The organism is Citrobacter sp. Ce006 (assembly GCF_030336535.1).
GTDB lineage: Bacteria > Pseudomonadota > Gammaproteobacteria > Enterobacterales > Enterobacteriaceae > Citrobacter > Citrobacter europaeus.
Window position 1 is genome coordinate 259,998 of the sequence record NZ_JAOWDO010000073.1, and the last position, 19,787, is coordinate 279,784.

Below are 19,787 nucleotides of genomic sequence, written 5' to 3' on the forward strand. Positions count from 1 at the left end.
AGGGTGTTAAGAGCGTGTGGACTGCGTAAGAGAAAGGGGTGAGCATTTGCTGCTGTCGCTGCCGGATGCGGCTCGCGCCTTATCCGGCCTACAAATGAGCGTGAAACGCAGGCCTACAAATGAGTGTGAAACGTAGGCCTGATAAGCGAAGCGCCATCAGGCATAAGTGCCTGGTATTACACGCGGAAGTAGCGTGGTGGGATCAACGCGGAAAAGGCGTCGAACTTCTTCACCATCTTTTTCCAGAACAACATAACAGCAATCCTCGATTTGAAACATCGGCGCTATTTTAGTCAGCGCCGACAAATCGTAAAGTCTGTCACCCCGTTCCGTTCCCGGGGCGGTGTAAACCTTTTTGGTCACCGCGTCGTCAAATACGGTTGCCGCGAATTTGACGGGGTTGACAAGGGTTTACGCCATAAACCAGTAATAAAACAGACCGACTTTCAGGCCGAGGATCACAATGTAGGCGCAGCAGTATTTCATGGTGCCAGACATTATCTGGTTGGCCTGGCCGTCCATTTTTGTGGCCGAAACCGCAATAGCGATGCTCTGCGGCGAAATCATTTTTCCGCCCGTTGCGCCAGAGGTGTTGGCCGCCGCCAGCCAGTTGGGATCGATATGCAGTTTACTGGCGGCAATGGTTTGCAGCTTGCCGAACAGAATGTTCGAGTTGGTATCGCTGCCGGTAACGAACGTGCCCAGCGCGCCAATCACCGGGGCGAGGAAGACGTATGAGCTGCCGGTCAAATCAACAATCGACTGGGCCAGCGTGGAGATAATCCCGCTGAGATCCATCACCGTGGCCAGCGCGACGATCGCCATAATCGCAACAATGGAATTTTTAAGCTGGAAAATGGTTTTGATAAACACTTCCAGCATTCCGCGCGCGGACGCTCCCTGAATGAAACCGCCGATAATGGTCGCAAAGATTATCAGCATCCCCGGCGTGGTCACCCATTCAACTTTCAGCGCCATCGTTTTGCCGTCAGCCAACGTGAAATGCAGCACCGAGGCCAGTTGAGACGCTGCGCCTTTTATTGTCGGGAAAAGTGGCGAACACAGCAGGATAAACACAAAAATAAACAGATAGATAGAGCCAACGCGGAACAACACTTTTGCCGAGCGCGGCGTGGTTTCGCGGGTATGGCTGACCTCAATGCGCCATTCAGGATCGGTTTTCCCTTTGCGCAGGCGGCTGACCATCGCCACGGCAAGCAGGCTGACCAGGCTCCCGGCAAAGGCGGGCAATTCCGCGCCAAGATGGATAGCGACAAAATATTGCGGAACCAGCGTGGTGATGCCACACATCAGCGTGATCAGAAATACGCCGCGAATGGCTTTCAGGCCACCGCCAATTATGCAGACAATGACAAACGGCAGCAGGATATTAAACAGCGCCAGCTGCAAAATAATGGTTCCGCCTAAGGTATAAACCGGCAGGTTAACCTGTTCCGCCAGAATAGAAACCGGGATCCCGACCGCGCCGAATGCAGTGGGAACGGTATTTGCCACCAGAGAGGCAATCGCCGCCTTCAGCGGGTTGAATCCCAGCGCAATAAGAATGCCGATCGGAATGGCGACCGCCGTACCATAACCCGCCGCGGCTTCAAGAAATCCACCAAAGCACCATGAAATCAGCAGCACCTGAATACGCTTATCTTCGCTAATGCTGGCGAGAATATCGCGCAGAATATCCAGCGCTTTGGTCGCCTGCATGACGTTATAACTGAAGATAGCGCCGAGGATCACAATCACAATCGGCCATAACCCCTTCAGTGCGCCATAGCCTATCGCGACTTTCAGATTCTGTACGGGCATCTCCCAGAATATGGCCGACAGCGCGGCGGTGAATACTAAAGAGATCAGCACGGAATAATGGATGGGCATTTTCAATTTCAATATTAAAAATACCATCAGTAGTAACGGAGAGAGTGCCAGGGCAAACATAAAATATTCGTTCATTGCTATTCCCGATTGGTTCATTAAACCTGATTTATATTTATGGCGGGGAGGCTACATTGCTGTTGTAATAAAGTATGTAAACTGAATCGCTTCAGTGAATAAAGTAATTATGATTTGTAGTTTTGTAACTATTGTAATCTTTTAATTAAAATTTAATGCCGGATAAATATACTTAAATGTCGGTTAAATACCTATAAGTAGTTATTTCATAACCTTTTTAATAATGGTAGTGACAACAGTGGTAATCACCTGAAACTGTTTTCTAAGGTGTTAATAACGCTGTGGTTTACTATATAAAAATGTGAGCGAGGCCGAAATAAATAAACCAGGGTATTGCATGTGTGAGTCGATTAGGGGATTATTTGGTTTTGTCATACAAATGAAAATACAGACATTTGCGACTGTCCTGATATAAGAAGAGGAGAGTCGTCATCAAAGGAAAACGATCAGAGCATCACCATGAACCCAGGCGTTGGTAGAACCAAAAAACAGAAAACTGGGCGTGAATTACGGCTGAACCTTTGCTTGATATAGCGATATCAAGCGCAACAAACAGAAATGAAGCAATGGAGTAGTTATTGTGAATGTAAATTTCTTTGTTACCTGCATTGGTGACGCACTGAAATCACGGATGGCACGAGACTCCGTTTTGCTGCTGGAAAAACTGGGTTGTCGCGTGAATTTCCCTGAGAAGCAAGGGTGTTGCGGTCAGCCAGCTATCAACAGCGGTTACATCAAAGAGGCGATCCCCGGGATGAAAAACCTGATCGCCGCGCTGGAAGACAACGACTACCCAATTATCTCTCCGGCGGGCTCCTGTACCTACGCAGTAAAAAGCTACCCGACGTATCTTGCCGATGAACCGGAATGGGCGCTGCGTGCTGAGAACGTTGCCGCCCGTATGCAGGATCTCACCTCCTTTATCGTCAACAAACTTGGCGTGGTGGACGTGGGCGCCAGCCTGCAGGGCCGCGCCGTGTATCACCCCTCCTGTAGCCTGACCCGCAAGCTGGGGGTGAAGGAAGAGCCGCTCACGCTGCTGAAAAATGTGCGCGGGCTGGAGCTGCTGACATTTGCCGATCAGGACACCTGTTGCGGCTTTGGCGGGACGTTCTCGGTCAAGATGGCCGAGATATCCGGCGAGATGGTGAAAGAGAAAGTCTTACATCTGATGGATGCGAAGCCGGAATATTTGATTGGCGCGGACGTTAGCTGCCTGCTGAATATTGGCGGTCGACTGCAACGAGAAGGCCAGCCGGTCAAAGTGATGCATATTGCTGAAGTGCTGATGAGCCGCTGAGGAGAAAGAGATGTCGATAAAAACCAGCGATGTAGAATTTAAACTGCGCATCCGTCAGCAGATAGAAGATCCGATCATGCGTAAAGCCGTGGCCAATGCGCAGGAGCGTATCGGCGCGAATCGACAAAAAATGGTCGATGAGTTAGGCCACTGGGAAGACTGGCGCGATCGTGCCTGCCAGATCCGCGATCACGTTCTGAGCAACCTCGACGCTTACCTGTATCAACTCTCCGAGAAAGTGACGGAAAACGGCGGGCACGTCTATTTCGCCAAAACCAAAGAAGACGCCACCCGCTATATTCTGCAGGTTGCGCAGAGTAAAAATGCGAAGAAGGTGGTGAAGTCCAAGTCGATGGTGACCGAAGAGATCGGCGTCAACCATGTGCTGCAGGATGCCGGAATTCAGGTGATCGAAACCGATCTCGGCGAGTACATCCTGCAACTGGATCAGGATCCGCCTTCGCACGTCGTGGTCCCGGCTATTCATAAAGATCGCTACCAGATCCGCCGGGTGCTGAACGAACGTCTGGGCTACGACGGCCCGGAAACGCCGGAAGCCATGACCTTATTCATTCGCCAGAAAATCCGTGAGGATTTCCTCAGTGCCGAAATCGGCATTACCGGCTGTAACTTTGCCGTGGCGGAAACCGGCTCGGTGTGCCTGGTGACCAACGAAGGCAACGCGCGCATGTGCACCACGCTGCCGAAAACGCACATTGCGGTGATGGGCATGGAGCGTATCGCACCGACTTTTGCCGAGGTGGATGTGCTGATCACCATGCTGGCGCGCAGCGCCGTGGGCGCACGTTTGACGGGCTACAACACCTGGCTGACCGGCCCGCGTGAGGCGGATAACGTTGACGGACCGGAAGAGTTCCATCTGGTGATTGTCGATAACGGCCGCTCGCAGGTGCTGGACTCAGAGTTTCGCGATGTGCTGCGCTGCATTCGCTGCGGAGCCTGTATGAACACCTGTCCGGCATACCGCCACATCGGCGGACACGGCTATGGCTCTATCTATCCCGGCCCTATCGGCGCGGTGATTTCTCCGCTACTCGGCGGCTATAAAGATTTTAAAGACCTGCCGTACGCCTGTTCTTTATGCACGGCCTGTGACAGCGTCTGCCCGGTGCGTATTCCGCTATCAAAACTGATCCTGCGTCATCGCCGGGTGATGGCCGAGGAGGGCATTACGCCGAAAGCCGAGCGGCGGGCGATCAAAATGTTCGCCTATGCCAATAGCCATCCGGGGCTGTGGAAAGTCGGGATGATGGCGGGCGCGCATGCGGCGAGCTGGTTTATCAATGGCGGCAAAACGCCGCTCAAGGTTGGCGCGATTGGTGACTGGATGGAGGCGCGCGATCTGCCTGATGCTGACGGCGAGAGCTTCCGCAGCTGGTTTAAGAAACATCAGGCGCAGGAGAAAAAGAATGGATAACCGTACCGCGTTTTTAAACACCATCGCCCAGGCGCTGGGTCGCCCGCTGCGTTTCGAGCCGCAAGCGGATGCCGCACCGGTTAACAACTTTGCCAACGAGCGCCTGACCGAGCTTAGCCCCGAGCAGCGCTGCTCTGCGTTTATCCAGTTTGCCAGCGAAGTGATGCTGGCCCGCTGCGAACTGACCCGCGAGGACCAGGCCGCAGATGCGGCGCTGCGCCTGTGCGAAGAATTGGGTCAGCAGCCGGTGGTGCTGAGCGGCGACAGCCGGCTGGTGGAGCTGGGCATCACCGAACGCTTGCAGCAGGAATGCAACGCCGTGGTCTGGGATCCGGCGCGTGGTAGCGAAAATATTACCCAGGCCGAGCAGGCGAAAGTCGGCGTAGTGTTTGCCGAATATGGCCTGACCGAGTCCGGCGGCGTGGTGCTGTTTTCCGCACCGGAGCGCGGGCGCTCCCTCAGCCTGTTGCCGGAGTCCTCGATTTTCGTGCTGCGTAAAAGCACCATCCTGCCGCGCGTGGCGCAGCTGGCAGAAAAACTGCATCAGAAGGCGCAGGCCGGTGAGCGTATGCCATCGTGTATTAACATCATCAGTGGACCCAGCTCGACGGCAGATATTGAGCTTATCAAGGTGGTTGGGGTGCATGGCCCGGTGAAGGCGGTGTATCTGATTATTGAGGATTGTTGAGGCAGGATGGAAAACCGCTCTGGCGCTATAAGCCAGAGCGGTATCGATGTTATGCAATCATGCTGATGATCAACACGATTATCAACCCAACCACGGAGTTCACCAGCTCCAGCAGACCCCAGGTTTTCAACGTATCCTTCACCGACAGGTCAAAGTAGCCTTTGAACAGCCAGAACGAGGCATCGTTGATATGGGTCAGGGTGTTGGAGCCTGCCGCTGTCGCCAGCACCAGTAACGCCGGGTCGACGCCGACCAGTTGACCGGTAGCCGGGTCGAGTATGGCGGCGCTGATAATCCCCGCCGCCGTCATGGCGGAGACCACGCCCTGACCGGTTGCCAGACGAATAAGCACGGTTATCAACCACGCCATGATGTACGGAGAGATATTGCCGTGCGACATCAGCATGCCGATGGTATCGCCAATACCGGTATCGATAATGGTCTGCTTCAGAACGCCGCCCGCGCCGATGATCAGGATCACCATGGCGATGCTTTTCACCGCGTTTTCAAAGGCGTTCATCACCCACTGCATGTCGTGACCACGCGCGGTACCAAACAGCACGAAGGCGACAACCATGGCAATGAACATTGCGATTGGGGAAGAGCCTAAGAAGTTGACCACTTCCCACGCCTGCGTCCCTTTCACCAGCCAGATGTTGGCGATGGTGGTGGAGATCATGATGATCGCTGGGATCAGCGGCACCAGAATAGACACACCGAATGACGGCAGATTGTTCTGGTCAACCGGTACGTCGGCCTTCATGAATGACGGCGTTGGACGATCGAGGTTGCCGAGGAATTTCGGCAGGATAAGCCCGGCGCAGATCACGCTCGGAATGGTCACCAGAATACCATAGATGTAGACCATGCCCATGTCAGCGCCGTAGGCGTTAACCAGCGCGACCGGACCCGGCTGTGGCGGGAACAGCGAGTGGGCGGTGGTAGCGGCGGCAACGGCCGGAATGGCCAGCTTGAGGAACGGGATCTTCGCTTCCGCGGCAATGACGATCACCAGCGGCGCCAGCATAATAAATGCCACTTCATAGAACATCGCCAGGCCAAAGATCAGACCAATAATGATCACTGACAGCTGCACATAGCGCAGGCCGAGTCGCGCCAGTAGCGTATGAGCAATCTGATGCGCCGCGCCGGAATCAACCATCAGCTTACCGATGACCGCCCCGAATACTACGATAATCGCCAGTTCACCCAGCGTGCTGCCAAAGCCGGATTTCATGGTGTGCAGCAGTTCCATTAAATCCATCCCCGCCAGCATGCCGACCGAGAGCGCCGCCAGCAGCAGGGCGACCATTGAGTTTATTTTGAATCTTAGATTGAGCACCAGCATCAGACCGATGCCGAATACGACCCACAGAATATTGAGAACGTGCATATAACGTCTACCTTAATTTGGTTGAACTATTATGATTTTGGTTGAGATGTTACATATATTGGTTAACCATTGATGCGATGAATGTCACATTGCGTTACATGTTTACATTGAAACGGGTCTGGCTGACCGTAATCTGGCGATCTAATCAGCAGATATCGTGATTTGGTTAACCAATTTCTCGCTTCAGGTTGACATGTAATACCAAAAGGAGGAATTTATGTGCCATATCGTCAAGTCCATAACGTAAACGAGGAATAAAACATGGAACAGACATGGCGCTGGTATGGTCCTAACGATCCGGTCACCTTAGCGGATGTACGTCAGGCGGGTGCAACTGGCGTTGTCACCGCCTTGCACCATATCCCGAACGGGGAAGTGTGGACGGTTGATGAGATCCTCAAACGCAAAGCGATTATTGAGCAGGCGGGCCTGGTCTGGTCGGTCGTTGAAAGCGTGCCGATCCACGAAGACATTAAAACCCGTTCCGGCAACTATCAGCAGTGGATCGCCAACTACCAGCAAAGCCTGCGTAACCTGGCCCAGTGCGGCATTCGTACCGTGTGCTACAACTTTATGCCGGTTCTCGACTGGACCCGCACCGACCTGGAATACGTCCTGCCGGACGGCTCCAAAGCGCTGCGTTTCGATCAAATTGAATTTGCCGCCTTTGAGCTACATATCCTCAAACGCCCTGGCGCGGAAGCGGACTACACCGCCGAAGAGATCGCGCAGGCGAATGAACGTTTCGCCACCATGAGCGATGAAGACAAAACGCGTCTGACCCGTAATATCATCGCCGGGCTGCCTGGCGCGGAAGAGGGCTACACGCTCGACCAGTTCCGCCAGCATCTGGCTCGTTATAAAGATATCGATAAAGCCGCGCTGCGCGAGAATTTTGCCGTCTTCCTGAAGGCGATTATTCCGGTGGCGGAAGAAGCAGGCGTACGTATGGCGGTACACCCGGACGATCCGCCGCGCCCGATCCTCGGCCTGCCGCGCATTGTTTCCACCGTGGAAGATATGCAGTGGATGGTTGATACGGTCAACAGCATGGCGAACGGTTTCACCATGTGTACCGGTTCCTATGGCGTGCGGGCGGACAACGACCTGGTCGACATGATCAAACAGTTTGGCCCACGCATTTACTTCACCCATCTGCGCTCCACGCTGCGTGAAGATAACCCGAAAACTTTCCATGAAGCGGCGCATCTTAACGGCGACGTCGACATGTACGAAGTGGTGAAAGCGATCGTTGAGGAAGAGCAGCGCCGTAAAGCCGAGGGCAAAGAGGACCTGATCCCTATGCGTCCGGACCACGGTCACCAGATGCTTGACGATCTGAAAAAGAAAACCAACCCAGGCTACTCCGCGATTGGTCGCCTGAAAGGGCTGGCGGAAGTGCGCGGCGTTGAGATGGCTATCCAGCGCGCTTTCTTTAGCCGCTAAAGCGAGTTGCCGGTCACCTGTCTGACCGGCGTTTTTCTTTTCTCTTCCGTTGGTCTTTCAACGGGTTCTGGAGTTCACGATGACAACGACAATTGCCAATAGCAACCTGCCGGTTGCGCAACCAGCATGGGACAGCTCGCGCCTGCAATCCCGCATTGTTCACCTCGGATGCGGCGCTTTTCACCGCGCGCATCAGGCGCTGTACACCCACCATCTGCTGGAAACCACCGACAGCGACTGGGGTATCTGTGAAGTTAACCTGATGCCGGGTAATGACTGCGTACTGATTGAAAACCTGCGCAAGCAACAACTGCTGTATACCGTGGCGGAAAAAGGCGCGGACAACACCGTGCTGAAAGTGATCGGCTCGATGAAAGAAGCGCTGCACCCGGATCTTGACGGCTGTGACGGTATTTTACAGGCTATGGCACGCCCGCAGACGGCAATTGTCTCGCTGACGGTCACGGAAAAAGGCTACTGCACCGATGCCGCCAGCGGTCAGTTAGATCTCAATAACCCACTGATTAAACACGATCTGGCAAATCCGACCGCGCCGAAGTCGGCGATTGGTTACATCGTACAGGCGCTGCATCTGCGCCGTGAGCAAGGGCTGGCGGCCTTTACCGTGATGTCCTGCGATAACGTACGTGAAAATGGTCATGTGGCGAAAGTCGCGGTGCTGGGCCTGGCGCAGGCGCGCGACCCGCAGCTGGCGCAGTGGATTGAAGCAAATGCCACTTTCCCGTGCACTATGGTCGACCGCATTGTTCCGGCGGCGACGCCAGAAACGTTGCAAGAGATTGCCGACCAGTTGGGCGTTTACGACCCGTGCGCTATCGCCTGCGAGCCGTTCCGCCAGTGGGTGATTGAAGACAACTTTGTTAACGGTCGTCCTGACTGGGACAAAGTTGGCGCACAGTTCGTTGCCGACGTGGTGCCGTTTGAAATGATGAAACTGCGCATGCTAAACGGCAGCCACTCATTCCTCGCGTATCTGGGCTATCTCGGCGGCTATGAAACTATCGCTGATACCATGACCAACCCGGCGTACCGCAAAGCGGCGTTCGCGCTGATGATGCAGGAGCAAGCGCCGACGCTGTCGATGCCGGAAGGCACCGATCTCAATGCCTATGCGACGCTGCTGATCGAACGTTTCAGCAACCCCTCTCTACGCCACCGCACATGGCAGATTGCGATGGACGGCAGCCAGAAATTGCCGCAGCGTCTGCTGGATCCTGTGCGTCTGCACCTGCAAAACGCCAGCGGCTGGCGTCACCTGGCGCTGGGCGTGGCGGGTTGGATGCGCTACACCCATGGCGTGGATGAACAGGGACAGGTTATTGATGTTGTTGACCCCATGCTGGCTGAATTCCAGCGTATAAACCAACAGTATCAGGGGGCCGAACGCGTGACGGCGCTACTGGGGCTGAGCGGCATCTTTGGTCACGATCTGGCGGAAAACGCCGACTTTGTTGAGACGATTATCGCCATGTATCAACAACTGTGCGAGCTGGGCGCGCGTGAGTGTGTTGTCGCGTTAAGCGCTGACGCTTAATTCCCCGAACTATGACGGGTCAATCAAAATACTGATTTGGTTGACCCGTTTTCTGTTTTTGACTTGCCGCAAATGCTATAGTTCGATACCTATTCACCGTATCTGATTACACGCTTCTGACGGACATAACACGATGAAATCGAACACTTCTCAACAAAGACCCTACCAGGAAGTGGGTGCCATGATCCGCGATCTGATTGTCCAGACACCGTACCAGCCCGGTGAGCGTTTGCCACCGGAACGTGAGATTGCCGAGATGCTCAACGTCACTCGCACGGTGGTTCGCGAAGCGTTAATCATGCTGGAAATTAAGGGGCTGGTGGATGTACGCCGCGGCGCCGGGATTTACGTACTCGACAATGCGGATGCGCAGGCTATCGACAGTACGGATGTCAATCATTGCAATGATGCGGGCCCGTTTGAGCTTCTGCAGGCGCGACAGTTGCTGGAAAGCAATATCGCCGAATTTGCCGCGCTGCAGGCTACCCGTGAAGATATCGTCAAAATGCGCCAGGCGTTACAGCTGGAAGAGCGTGAGCTGGCGTCCAGCGAGCCTAACGGCTCTGAAAGCGGTGACATGCAGTTCCATCTCGCCATCGCTGAAGCTACGCATAACAGCATGCTGGTGGAGCTGTTTCGCCAGTCATGGCAGTGGCGCGAGAACAACCCGATGTGGATCCAGCTTCATAGTCACCTCGACGATACTCACTATCGTAAAGAGTGGATGGGCGACCACAAGCAGATCCTGGCGGCATTAATCAAAAAAGATGCACGGGCGGCCAAGCTGGCAATGTGGCAGCATCTGGAAAACGTCAAACAACGCCTGCTGGAGTTTTCCAATGTTGATGACATTGATTTTGATGGCTATCTGTTCGAGTCCTGGCCGCTGGATAAAGTTAACGCCTGATTTTCCTTCCTCTTCCACGCGGGCTGTAGCGGCCCGCGCGACGCTTTTCCGCACAAGAATGTAGCGCGTAACAAACATTCTTTTCACGTCATGAACGTCACGTAAAAAATTGTTTCCATTGCCTCAGATGATGATTTTTCCTGCGCCTCTGTACGATACAAATTGATTTACATCAATTAAAAATAACTTATTTTTGCATGCGAAAAAATGCGTTATTTACCTTATTTTTACCTTTACGTGCTTATTTTTAGACAAAATGCGCCAGTGTTAAGTGAGAATCAAACTAATTTCCGCAGCTTTCAGGACGAGACAGTCGGGCATTACAGTGCGTAAAAACAAACGCTTCACGCAAATGTAGACATTAATAACGGTGCGTAACTTATTGGCTGCAATGATGTTTTGATTTGTAATCATGGTTTTTGTCAATGGCTCAAGCTTTTTTAATCAAATGAATAAAAACGAATATTTGTAAAGTAATAATTACACATTATTCTATAAACAAGTTATCTTTCATTTGAAATAGCGTTCCATTTACCTGCGTTTTATTAACAGTTTCATTACTATTGTGACTGTATTTTGCCGTTGACTTGTTTTTACACTGACTGCATATTTCATCGCCATAAGCGTGTTTGCGTTCAGGAGATGACAATGCCCTCTCGAGATTACCCTGATATTAGAAAAGCCAGGGGAACCCGATCAAAAGATATGGTTCTTTTAAGTGCCCGTGTCGATACCTCTCTGTGGGAATATGTTCGAACGCTGGCATTTGAAACCCGTAAAAGTAAACAAGATATTATTGCCGAAGCATTAATGTTGTATCGCTCTGTTAATGAGAGCGTAAACGAAGAATCCAAGTAATTACTCTCTGTTCGGGTTTTATTTAAAACCCTAAATGATATGTGTCTTGCCACTTTATTATTGCCTTCATTGGTGTGTTAGAGGCTTTCCCCTTTTCCATAGGGGACTTTTTTATGCGGGTATTCTGCCTTCATAACAAAGTTGATAGCAAAATTCACAATTAAAAGTGAGTAATAACATGAAAAAGTCAGTAGTGGCATTAGCTGTAATGGCATTAGGGGTAACCTCCGTTCATGCAGCGGAAATTTATAATAAAGATGGCAACAAACTGGATCTGTACGGCAAAGTAAAAGCGGTCCATTCCTGGACTGACGGCACCGATGCCGATGGTACCTACGCGCGTCTGGGTTTTCGCGGTGAGACACAAATCAACGATCAACTGACCGGTTATGGCCAATTTGAAAGTCAGTTTGATGCCTCTAAAGCAGAAGGTTCTCAGAATGGCGTCAATACACGTCTGGCGTTTGCTGGCCTGGATTATGGCCATGACGTTAGCTTTGACTACGGTCGTAACTACGGTATCGCTTACGACGTGGGAGCTTACACTGACACTCTTTCAGAGTTCGGCGGTGACTCCTATGAAGATACTGACCGCTTCCTTACTACACGCACTTCTGGCGTTGCAACACTCCGCACCAAAAATCTGTTTGGTGCCGTTGATGGTCTGAGCGTCGGCGCGCAATATCAGGGTCAGGATGACTCTAACGCTAACCCAGCAAAACAGCACGGTAATGGCTACGGCTTCTCGCTGGGCTATGACAACATCGCGGATTCCGGCGTATCTGCCATTGCGGCTTACACCACCAACGCGGTGACGGCTCAGCAGAAACGAAGCGGCTGGGAAGGTGAAAACGCAGAGTTCTGGGGCGCGGGTCTGAAATATGATGCTAACGCTATCTACGTCGCGACCATGTACGGCGAGTCCCACAACCTGATTCAGGATGCGGACAAAGCTGAGCACTTTGAAGCGATGGCTGCGTATGTGTTTGATTTTGGTCTGCGTCCGAACGTGGCTTACGTCCACGCGCGTGATAACAACAATAATGACCTGACCGAATACGTAGCGCTGGGTACAGACTACTACTTCAACAAAAACATCGTGGCTGATGTGGGTTACAAAATTAACCTGCTCGATGGCGCTGATGGCGACAACCAGGTTGTTGCGGGTCTGACCTATCAGTTCTAAGTTTTTGTTCTGATCTGCAAAAAGGCGTCTTAGTTAAGACGCCTTTTTTACCTCTGTCGGCGTTTAAACCGGCTGACTCTCTTCCTGCTGTACACCGCTAAACAGCCATTGCCAGATGCCCACTTTTACCCATGCGACCACGCAGAGGATCAGATAAAAAAGCGGATTATGCGTAATAGTTACGCGCATGACTTCCATTAAATCCACATGCAAATTTCCGGCAATGGCCATATTGATAACAAAAATAGAGGCTACCGCGCTGGCCAGTAAAATAAATACGGCCTGTAATCTGGTTATCTCCGGTAGCCTGCCAGAAGCCCATTGCCATAAGAAAGTCGTTGTTAACAGGAAGATAATAAACAATCCTAGTGCGCCAAACAGGCCAAAGTCTTTATAATCCTTTAGCGTGCCAATTAAACCAGCCAAAATAATTAACCCCAGCAGTATTTTTTTAAACCACGACATGTACTTTTCCCGACGATGGTGTTGATGTTGAATTAATATGTCCATTTTTACGCATTTTAAATTGAGTTTATAAATGAACAGCCGGGAATTATAAATTGTCTGGCGGGTAATTACCGATTATTTGCGGTTTATTAAATGTTGACATTTAATTGCGGATTAATCCGAATATATTTGTTTATAGGCTATTGATTATACCCTTTTGGGGGAAGCGAAACGCTGTTTATATAATTGCGTCAGGCTGATAAGCGCCGCAATGAACAACGCGACGGCGCCGCACAGCGTGGCGTTAACGATCGCCTGTGCACCGCTTCCCAGCAGGCTGGTTAATAGCGGCCCGAGTATTTGTCCAATGCCGTAAGTCAGAGTGACCAGGCCCAGCAGATTAATATTACGCGGGACGCTAAGTTGACGGGCGAGCGGCATCACCAGTGAAGTGGTCCCCATAAACGTTGCGCCAAACCCCACGCTGCTTATCACCAGCAGCAGCAAGGAGTCGCTGGCGAGCGTCATCACCACGCAGGCGCTTTGAATCAGCAAATTCGCCGTCAGGCATTGCAAAACTCCCCAGCGTCGGGCGGCCCACAGCCAGGCGAAACAACCTGGAATTATCGATATGCCGACCAGCGACCAGAGATGGGCAGTCAGCAGCGGCGAACCGGCGCTTTTCGCCATTAGCGGTAGATAGGTGGCGACAATGATGTAGCCAAATCCGGCCAACCCGTACAGCAGCGCCAGCAGCCACCAGGACATCGGCTGATGTTCCGTTTTTACCGGCGCCGCGGCGGGGAGGGCATGATCGCGAGATGGCAGGAGTATAACCAGTAGGACAAAGAACAGAGCTGACGCTGCCGCTGCGCCCAGCCAGAGGGTGTGCGATGACAGCGCAAAATGCAGACCGCTAATGACATATTCATTGCCCAGCAAAATGCCTGCGCCAACGCCGGAGAACAACGCCGCGATCACGAAGGGATGCCGGGTATGATGCAGAACGATCATTGAGCCAAAGATCATCATACCTGCACTGGCGACGCCCGCCAGAAAACGGATCAACATCACCAGCGCGGGCTGCGTAAAGCTTGCCATCGCCAGAATCAACCCCGCGGTAGCGAGCGCGGACGTTAGCAACATCGGGCGTAAGCGTGAGGGAAGATGAAAGAGCCCGAAGGAGAAGAGCAGGCTTCCTGCCAGATACCCAGCGTAGTTGGCGCTGGCAATCCAGGAAAGCTGGTCAAATGTGAACTGACCTTCCGACAGCAGCACCGGGAGCATTGGCGTATACAGAAAGCGCCCAATTCCCATACCCAGCGTTAAGACCAGCATGCCAAACAGCGCGACGCTGATAGCATGACGATTTGAATCTGGGCTTTCCTGGGACATACGGGCTCTCATTTCACGCTGCTATCTGATAATTGTTATATTACATGCGTAAATGATAATGAAAAGTAAAATAAAACGCAGTGCCCTCGCGCGTTCAGGAAGGAGGGAAAGTGGCAATGCAGCGCCAGTCTCCGTTTTCAAGGCGGTAGATAGATTCGGTATGACCCGCAATTACCCACTCATTCTCCTCGCCAGCAATGCAGTCGATGTAAATACACAGCCCGCAGCCACCGCGTAGCTCGCGGGGAATATCGGCCACCCGAAAGCAAATACCTGCAGCCTGTAGCGCTTTACGCGTTTTGATGACGCCGAGAGTAGTGTGAAACAAGAACAGGGCTTCCTTCACTCACGTTTCCCCTGACGTTGACCAATTAACGCGGCCCCAATTGCCCCGGCAAACTGCGCGTCGGGATGCGTGTGCACGGGAATACCCACGTGGCCTTCGAGCATACGAGCAAAGGCGCGGCTGTGGCTTACCCCGCCGGTAAATAACAGTGGAGCCTGTGCAGAAAGCCGCCCGATGAAGTTTGCGCTGCGTCTGGCCATCGCGTTGATTACGCCAGCTAAAATTGCCTCCGGCGCGACACCCGCAGAGCGCAGGCTGATGACCTCAGATTCGGCAAAAACCGTACACATGCTGGTGATGGCATGCGGTTCGACGCCAGCGGTGATCGCATCCAACTGATCTACGCTGGCGCCGAGCGTACGTGAGATGACTTCCAGAAATCGCCCGGTCCCTGCCGCACATTTGTCGTTCATCAAAAAATCGCTGAGGTTGCCATCATCATCTAACTGGATGACTTTACTGTCCTGACCGCCGATATCAATCACTGTGCGGGTACCGGGAGCCAGCAAGCGTGCCCCCAGCCCGTGGCAGGAAATTTCAGTGACCTGTTTGTCGGCATAATCCACGAGCTGCCGTCCGTAGCCTGTGAGGGTTAAAAATGGTTTATCGTCCAGCCCGGCCTGCAGCGTTTCCCATGCCTGCGCGATCGCTTCGGCAGGGCGAAAAGGCGTTGGGCAGAGGAAGCGACGTTTGATGACGTTCCTTTCCAGCAAAATACCTTTCGTCGCCGTGGAGCCGGAATCGATCCCTATTGAGAATCTCATTCCTGTTCCTCACAACATTTCAATGAACGCGGCGACACGGGTGCTAAGCTGGCCGATATCCGCGCTGGAGTAATCGGTTTCAATAGCGATGTAGGGAATGTTGTGCTGCTGGCGGACGTGGCGTTTAATGGCCAGTGATTCAACGGCGTAAGTGTGGCAAGCCTGTAAAATGACATCGACGACGCCGTCAGCCTGGTACTCTTCAACCATTTGGCTAAGCATTTTCAGGCGTTGATCGTTAGGGGAAATACAGGAGCAACCGATGGCGAGGTATTTATCGGTCAGTGCGTCGTAGACGTCGCCAGTTTCCGCCACGCACTGCTCAGTGGCTTTCGCGCCGGTGCAGTTTTCATAACCCACTACCCAACCGCCGTTTTCTTCAATGGCACGCACCACTTTTTCTGCCGCGCCGCCAATGGGGCAACCGGTTATCAGTATGCGTGGACGTGATGCCAGGCGTTTCCCGGCCTGCCATTCCTGATGTACCCGTTCGGCCATGCTATTAAGCTCGTCGATCAACGCTTCTTTATCAAAGCGGAAGGTTGCGCCGTAAACAACTTTCAGAATGTCACTGCCGCTGAGTGCGGGTGGATTGAGTTGGCCAACGCGGTAAAAATTCGCCAGTGCGCGACGCTCCTGATTTTTTAGAATGATGGCTTCACGTAGCGCAGCTTCGGTAATCGGGGTGCCAAAACGGGCTTCGACAGCCTGCTGCAGACGTAGGATCTCGGCTTTCCATAGCGCACGCGAAGCCGCATCGTTGGCGCTGTTGGGCAGTTGCATCACATGTACCGCTTTAAATTCAGCCATGTACTCGTACATCTTCTTTTTACCATCGCAGGTCGTTTCGCCCACCACGAGGTCAGAGAAGTAGAAGTACGGGCATTTATCAGTTTTACCAAACCCGTAGCTGCTTTTGATCAGCGGACACAGATTACGTGGTAGATCTTTTTCGGCTTCTTCTATGGTTTCATCAGAGGTTGAGCATAGTGAAACGACTACCGCGCCCGCCGCCATCGCTATCTCCTGCGGCATAAAGGTGCAATAGGTTCCAACGAGCGGGATACCCTGCTCTTTAAGATCCATTACGGTGAGAAAACCTTTCTGACGGGCGTCGGAGAACTGGTTGAAAATGGCGGGTAAATCGGTGATTAGCGACATGATTTTCCTTCCCCGTAACACGGGAGAGAGTAAAAGACGTCGCATTATAACCCTGTAATTTATCTGGCTTTATTGATGTACAACAATTGTACGCTTACAGGTTACGACTGTAGACCCGCGAGACTTCCCCCCACGGGTGATAGCCTGGCCCGTCAAAGTAAAATCCCGCTTTCTCGTATAACCCTTCCAGGTCGGTACATAAATGGAGCTGCATAAAGCCCAGTTGTCTGGCCTGACTGGCAATATGTTCAATCAGGCGAAATGCCAGACCGCGTCCACGGTAGTGAGGATCGATATAGAGCGCACATAGCCACGGCCACAGTTCGCCGCGACTGATAAAATCATTGGTGATCAATCCGGCGCAGCCAATAATGCTGTCGCCGTCCTGCAGCCAGTACCACTGCGGTAGCGGGTTCTTTGCGCCAATACAACGGTGCAGCGCATCCTCGTAAACCTTCATGGAGTCTTCTGAGGCCCATTGTTGTTGAAAGTAAGCGGTGACCTCGTGCAGCTTTTCCGGCGTCTCGCGCAGGGAAAAAATGCGGATGTTGATTGTCATTGAATTTTTCTCCTTAAAAATTCACCAGCGTCAGCAGGGAAGGTATTTGCGACAACAGATATAAAACCAGCCCAATAGAACCGCCGACCAGCGTGCCGTTGACGCGGATAAACTGCAAATCTTTACCGATGTTCAGCTCAATTTGCTGCGACATATCGCGCGCATCCCAACTTTTCACCGTGTCGCTGATATGGCGCGTCAGGAAAGTGGCGAACTCCGGCGCCACTTTATGCGCGGCCTGCTCCAGATGCCCATTCAGTGAGGCGCGCAGAGCGCTGTCGGCAACCAGCGTTTCGCCGAACCACTGCCCGGCGCTGGCAATGCGCTGCTTCACGCGGGAATCATCGGCGTTTATGTCGGTTTTCACCCACTGGCGCAGGTCTGCCCACAGTTCGCCAAGATAACGGTTGAAGGCTTCGTCTTCCTTCAGATAGCTTTTCATGCTTTCGGCCCGCACGGCCATCTCCGGATCGTGTTTGAGCTTATCGATGAGCTTAAACGTAGCGCGATCGAAGGCGTGGCGGATCTGATGCGCACGATCGTGGCTGATGTCATCCAGCAAGGAGTTAACGGCATCAGACACCAGTTCGGCGCTGTGCTCGCCCAGCCATTCGGTCGGCAGGATCTTCGCTTTCAGCGGATGTTCGGTTTCCAGCCAGTGCACGACCTGTCTGGCGATAAACGCCCGCGAGCTGTCGCGCTGGAGCAGGGCGATCAGTTGGGCGATCAGCGTGTCGAGCAGCACCTGATGGCGATTGTTTTTAGTCATGCTTTCCAGCATCAGCGCGCTGGTACCGGAGAGATCGACCTTGTCGATGGCCTTGTGTACCGCCCGCTTGATCAGCCTCTGAATGCGCGAGTCGTCGGTCAGTTCGAGAAAACCGCTCATAATTTGCAGCAGATGCTGGCCGATGCGCTGGGCGTTTTCCGGCTGGCTGAACCAGTTGCCGATCAACAGCGCCGGTTCATGGCGGCGGATCAACGCGACCAGCGACTGGGTGTCGAGAAATTTTTCCTGCACAAATTGCCCGAGATTTTCGCCGATCCTGTCCTTATTACGCGGGATAATAGCCGTATGTTGCGAGATAAATGGGATCGGCACCCGACGAAAAAGCGCCACCACGGCAAACCAGTCCGCCAGCGCGCCGACCATCGCCGCTTCGGCGATCGCTTTGATCCCCAGCACCCAGAAGTTAGGCGGCAGAAACAGCGTGATGACGAAGGTCGCGGCGGCAATCAGCAGCAATGAAAGCGCCAGCCGCTTGGCGCGTTTGAGTTCAGCAATTTTATTCATAGGCTTAAGGATAGAGCCAGACGGGGGGATCGCGCAAAAAATGTGGAGCGCCTCCCATTTTCAGATGGGTAAAGCTTACTCCGGGATCCAGTTGTCCCAGGCGGGCAAGGGGCCGAGTTCCGCCACCAGAAAATCGATAAACGATCGCACCTTCGGATTGCTGTACTTGCTGGGAAAGTACAGCGCATACAGGGCGTGAGTTTCACAGGTGATGGTGCCGTCGAGCATCAGCGGCGTTATCTCTTCTTTTTGAATATGATCGCCAATCAGATAGGTGGGCAAATACGCCACTCCCTGATCTTCTAACACCGACTTCAGTAATACCAGGCTGCTGTTGGCCTGGATTGGCATATGCAGTTTTAACTGGTGCAGGCGATCCTGTTCATCCGCCACCTTCAGCACCGGCGTGAGGCCTGGGTAAACCAGACAATCATGGTTGACCAGGTCGCTTCGGCGCTGGGGCATGCCTTTTTTGGCAAGGTAGCCGGGTGAAGCGCAGTACGCCCAACGGACTGGCACCAGCTTGCGCATCGCATAGTTCTGCGGCGGTGCGGTGGAGATGCGCAGGGCGATGTCGAAATCCGTTTCGTTCAGATTCACGAAGTTATCGTTGAGATCGATATACAGATTCACATCCGGAAACTGGGAGCGATATTTATCCACCAGGTTCACCAGTCGGGAATAACCAAACGCAATTGAGCAGGTTATGCGTAATTCACCCTGCGGGCTGTGGTAATAACCGGAAGTGGTATTCAGCGTTTCATCGAATTCTTTCAAAAGCTTATTAGCGCGGTTGAAGAGATATTGCCCGGCGTCGGTCAGGGTAATACTGCGGGTCGTGCGTTTAATTAATGTCGTGCCCAGCGTGTCTTCCATCGCGGCCAGGCTTTTGCTGACCGCAGACGGCGATACATTGAGCTGCGCCGCGGCTTCTGACAATCCTCCGCAGTCGACGATTTTAGTAAAAAATTCCAGATGCTTGAGTGAAATCGGCGTACTCATAGTTTCCTTTAATTCACAAGTGATTTGCAAAAACGGTACGAATAGGCCGTTACATTCGCCTTTTAAACATGCAACTATTGAAT

General features: G+C 52.8%; 18 protein-coding genes. 8 read left to right on the forward strand and 10 right to left on the reverse strand.

The window, feature by feature from the left end; genetic code table 11:
* Positions 1 to 411: 411 nt before the first annotated feature.
* Complete coding sequence (locus OGV94_RS19960) at positions 412 to 1,965, reverse strand: L-lactate permease (RefSeq protein ID WP_286524210.1); 1,554 nt, start codon at positions 1,963 to 1,965, stop codon at positions 412 to 414.
* A 580-nt stretch (positions 1,966 to 2,545) separates the two neighbouring features.
* Between OGV94_RS19960 and OGV94_RS19965 the strand changes: the two genes are divergently transcribed.
* The 3 genes from OGV94_RS19965 to OGV94_RS19975 are packed head-to-tail and all read left to right on the forward strand — an operon-like array spanning position 2,546 to position 5,391.
* Positions 2,546 to 3,265 carry a (Fe-S)-binding protein gene (locus OGV94_RS19965; RefSeq protein ID WP_043018285.1) on the forward strand — a complete coding sequence of 240 codons (720 nt, stop codon included), beginning with the start codon at positions 2,546 to 2,548 and terminating at the stop codon, positions 3,263 to 3,265.
* A 10-nt stretch (positions 3,266 to 3,275) separates the two neighbouring features.
* On the forward strand, positions 3,276 to 4,703 hold the full coding sequence (locus OGV94_RS19970) for a LutB/LldF family L-lactate oxidation iron-sulfur protein (protein WP_199994952.1): 1,428 nt from the start codon (positions 3,276 to 3,278) through the stop codon (positions 4,701 to 4,703).
* On the forward strand, positions 4,696 to 5,391 hold the full coding sequence (locus OGV94_RS19975) for a LutC/YkgG family protein (RefSeq protein ID WP_080625776.1): 696 nt from the start codon (positions 4,696 to 4,698) through the stop codon (positions 5,389 to 5,391). Before OGV94_RS19970 ends, OGV94_RS19975 begins: the two co-directional genes overlap by 8 nt.
* A 49-nt stretch (positions 5,392 to 5,440) precedes the next feature.
* On the opposite strand, the gene gntP is transcribed toward OGV94_RS19975, so the two are convergent.
* Complete coding sequence (gene gntP / locus OGV94_RS19980; RefSeq protein ID WP_003033260.1) at positions 5,441 to 6,784, reverse strand: gluconate permease GntP; 1,344 nt, start codon at positions 6,782 to 6,784, stop codon at positions 5,441 to 5,443.
* A gap of 261 nt (positions 6,785 to 7,045) precedes the next feature.
* Between gntP and uxuA the strand changes: the two genes are divergently transcribed.
* From uxuA to OGV94_RS20005, 5 genes are all read left to right on the forward strand, one after another.
* Positions 7,046 to 8,230 carry a mannonate dehydratase gene (gene uxuA, locus OGV94_RS19985; RefSeq protein ID WP_043018288.1) on the forward strand — a complete coding sequence of 395 codons (1,185 nt, stop codon included), beginning with the start codon at positions 7,046 to 7,048 and terminating at the stop codon, positions 8,228 to 8,230.
* Between the two features lie 79 nt (positions 8,231 to 8,309).
* Positions 8,310 to 9,785: a fructuronate reductase gene (locus OGV94_RS19990; protein ID WP_286524216.1), complete on the forward strand. Its 1,476-nt coding sequence runs from the start codon at positions 8,310 to 8,312 to the stop codon at positions 9,783 to 9,785.
* 133 nt (positions 9,786 to 9,918) lie between these two features.
* Positions 9,919 to 10,692 carry a Uxu operon transcriptional regulator gene (gene uxuR / locus OGV94_RS19995; protein WP_043018290.1) on the forward strand — a complete coding sequence of 258 codons (774 nt, stop codon included), beginning with the start codon at positions 9,919 to 9,921 and terminating at the stop codon, positions 10,690 to 10,692.
* A 648-nt stretch (positions 10,693 to 11,340) separates the two neighbouring features.
* The gene (locus tag OGV94_RS20000) at positions 11,341 to 11,550 is read left to right on the forward strand and encodes a hypothetical protein (protein ID WP_043018291.1); all 210 of its coding nucleotides are present in this window, start codon (positions 11,341 to 11,343) and stop codon (positions 11,548 to 11,550) included.
* Positions 11,551 to 11,728: 178 nt separating this feature from the next.
* On the forward strand, positions 11,729 to 12,736 hold the full coding sequence (locus OGV94_RS20005; RefSeq protein ID WP_043018292.1) for a porin: 1,008 nt from the start codon (positions 11,729 to 11,731) through the stop codon (positions 12,734 to 12,736).
* A 63-nt stretch (positions 12,737 to 12,799) separates the two neighbouring features.
* On the opposite strand, the gene OGV94_RS20010 is transcribed toward OGV94_RS20005, so the two are convergent.
* The 8 genes from OGV94_RS20010 to OGV94_RS20045 all read right to left on the reverse strand — a co-directional run bounded on the left by OGV94_RS20010 (position 12,800) and on the right by OGV94_RS20045 (position 19,704).
* Positions 12,800 to 13,201, reverse strand: coding sequence for a hypothetical protein (locus tag OGV94_RS20010; RefSeq protein ID WP_043018293.1), 402 nt, complete (start codon positions 13,199 to 13,201; stop codon positions 12,800 to 12,802).
* Positions 13,202 to 13,390: 189 nt separating this feature from the next.
* The gene (locus OGV94_RS20015; RefSeq protein WP_087052226.1) at positions 13,391 to 14,578 is read right to left on the reverse strand and encodes an MFS transporter; all 1,188 of its coding nucleotides are present in this window, start codon (positions 14,576 to 14,578) and stop codon (positions 13,391 to 13,393) included.
* Positions 14,579 to 14,672: 94 nt separating this feature from the next.
* A complete protein-coding gene (locus tag OGV94_RS20020) occupies positions 14,673 to 14,924 on the reverse strand; it encodes a putative Se/S carrier protein (protein ID WP_087050967.1) in 252 nt (83 codons plus the stop codon).
* A complete protein-coding gene (gene yjiL / locus OGV94_RS20025) occupies positions 14,921 to 15,688 on the reverse strand; it encodes a putative 2-hydroxyacyl-CoA dehydratase activator YjiL (protein WP_043018296.1) in 768 nt (255 codons plus the stop codon). Before yjiL ends, OGV94_RS20020 begins: the two co-directional genes overlap by 4 nt.
* Positions 15,689 to 15,697: 9 nt before the next feature.
* Entirely contained in the window at positions 15,698 to 16,849 is a 1,152-nt protein-coding gene (locus tag OGV94_RS20030) for a double-cubane-cluster-containing anaerobic reductase (protein ID WP_047406427.1), read from the reverse strand.
* A 94-nt stretch (positions 16,850 to 16,943) separates the two neighbouring features.
* Positions 16,944 to 17,408: a GNAT family N-acetyltransferase gene (locus OGV94_RS20035; protein ID WP_043018298.1), complete on the reverse strand. Its 465-nt coding sequence runs from the start codon at positions 17,406 to 17,408 to the stop codon at positions 16,944 to 16,946.
* A gap of 13 nt (positions 17,409 to 17,421) precedes the next feature.
* Positions 17,422 to 18,702, reverse strand: coding sequence for a DUF445 domain-containing protein (locus OGV94_RS20040; RefSeq protein ID WP_043018299.1), 1,281 nt, complete (start codon positions 18,700 to 18,702; stop codon positions 17,422 to 17,424).
* A gap of 75 nt (positions 18,703 to 18,777) precedes the next feature.
* Entirely contained in the window at positions 18,778 to 19,704 is a 927-nt protein-coding gene (locus OGV94_RS20045) for a LysR family transcriptional regulator (protein WP_003830068.1), read from the reverse strand.
* Positions 19,705 to 19,787 lie beyond the last annotated feature (83 nt).

Bases quoted from the DNA above. Each gene is read 5' to 3' on its own strand.
- OGV94_RS19960 (WP_286524210.1), bottom strand. From the start codon at position 1,965: ATGAACGAATATTTTATGTTTGCCCTGGCACTCTCTCCGTTACTACTG.
- OGV94_RS19970 (WP_199994952.1), top strand. From the start codon at position 3,276: ATGTCGATAAAAACCAGCGATGTAGAATTTAAACTGCGCATCCGTCAG.
- OGV94_RS19975 (WP_080625776.1), top strand. From the start codon at position 4,696: ATGGATAACCGTACCGCGTTTTTAAACACCATCGCCCAGGCGCTGGGT.
- gntP (WP_003033260.1), bottom strand. From the start codon at position 6,784: ATGCACGTTCTCAATATTCTGTGGGTCGTATTCGGCATCGGTCTGATG.
- uxuA (WP_043018288.1), top strand. From the start codon at position 7,046: ATGGAACAGACATGGCGCTGGTATGGTCCTAACGATCCGGTCACCTTA.
- OGV94_RS19990 (WP_286524216.1), top strand. From the start codon at position 8,310: ATGACAACGACAATTGCCAATAGCAACCTGCCGGTTGCGCAACCAGCA.
- uxuR (WP_043018290.1), top strand. From the start codon at position 9,919: ATGAAATCGAACACTTCTCAACAAAGACCCTACCAGGAAGTGGGTGCC.
- OGV94_RS20000 (WP_043018291.1), top strand. From the start codon at position 11,341: ATGCCCTCTCGAGATTACCCTGATATTAGAAAAGCCAGGGGAACCCGA.
- OGV94_RS20005 (WP_043018292.1), top strand. From the start codon at position 11,729: ATGAAAAAGTCAGTAGTGGCATTAGCTGTAATGGCATTAGGGGTAACC.
- OGV94_RS20010 (WP_043018293.1), bottom strand. From the start codon at position 13,201: ATGTCGTGGTTTAAAAAAATACTGCTGGGGTTAATTATTTTGGCTGGT.
- OGV94_RS20015 (WP_087052226.1), bottom strand. From the start codon at position 14,578: ATGTCCCAGGAAAGCCCAGATTCAAATCGTCATGCTATCAGCGTCGCG.
- yjiL (WP_043018296.1), bottom strand. From the start codon at position 15,688: ATGAGATTCTCAATAGGGATCGATTCCGGCTCCACGGCGACGAAAGGT.
- OGV94_RS20030 (WP_047406427.1), bottom strand. From the start codon at position 16,849: ATGTCGCTAATCACCGATTTACCCGCCATTTTCAACCAGTTCTCCGAC.
- OGV94_RS20035 (WP_043018298.1), bottom strand. From the start codon at position 17,408: ATGACAATCAACATCCGCATTTTTTCCCTGCGCGAGACGCCGGAAAAG.
- OGV94_RS20040 (WP_043018299.1), bottom strand. From the start codon at position 18,702: ATGAATAAAATTGCTGAACTCAAACGCGCCAAGCGGCTGGCGCTTTCA.
- OGV94_RS20045 (WP_003830068.1), bottom strand. From the start codon at position 19,704: ATGAGTACGCCGATTTCACTCAAGCATCTGGAATTTTTTACTAAAATC.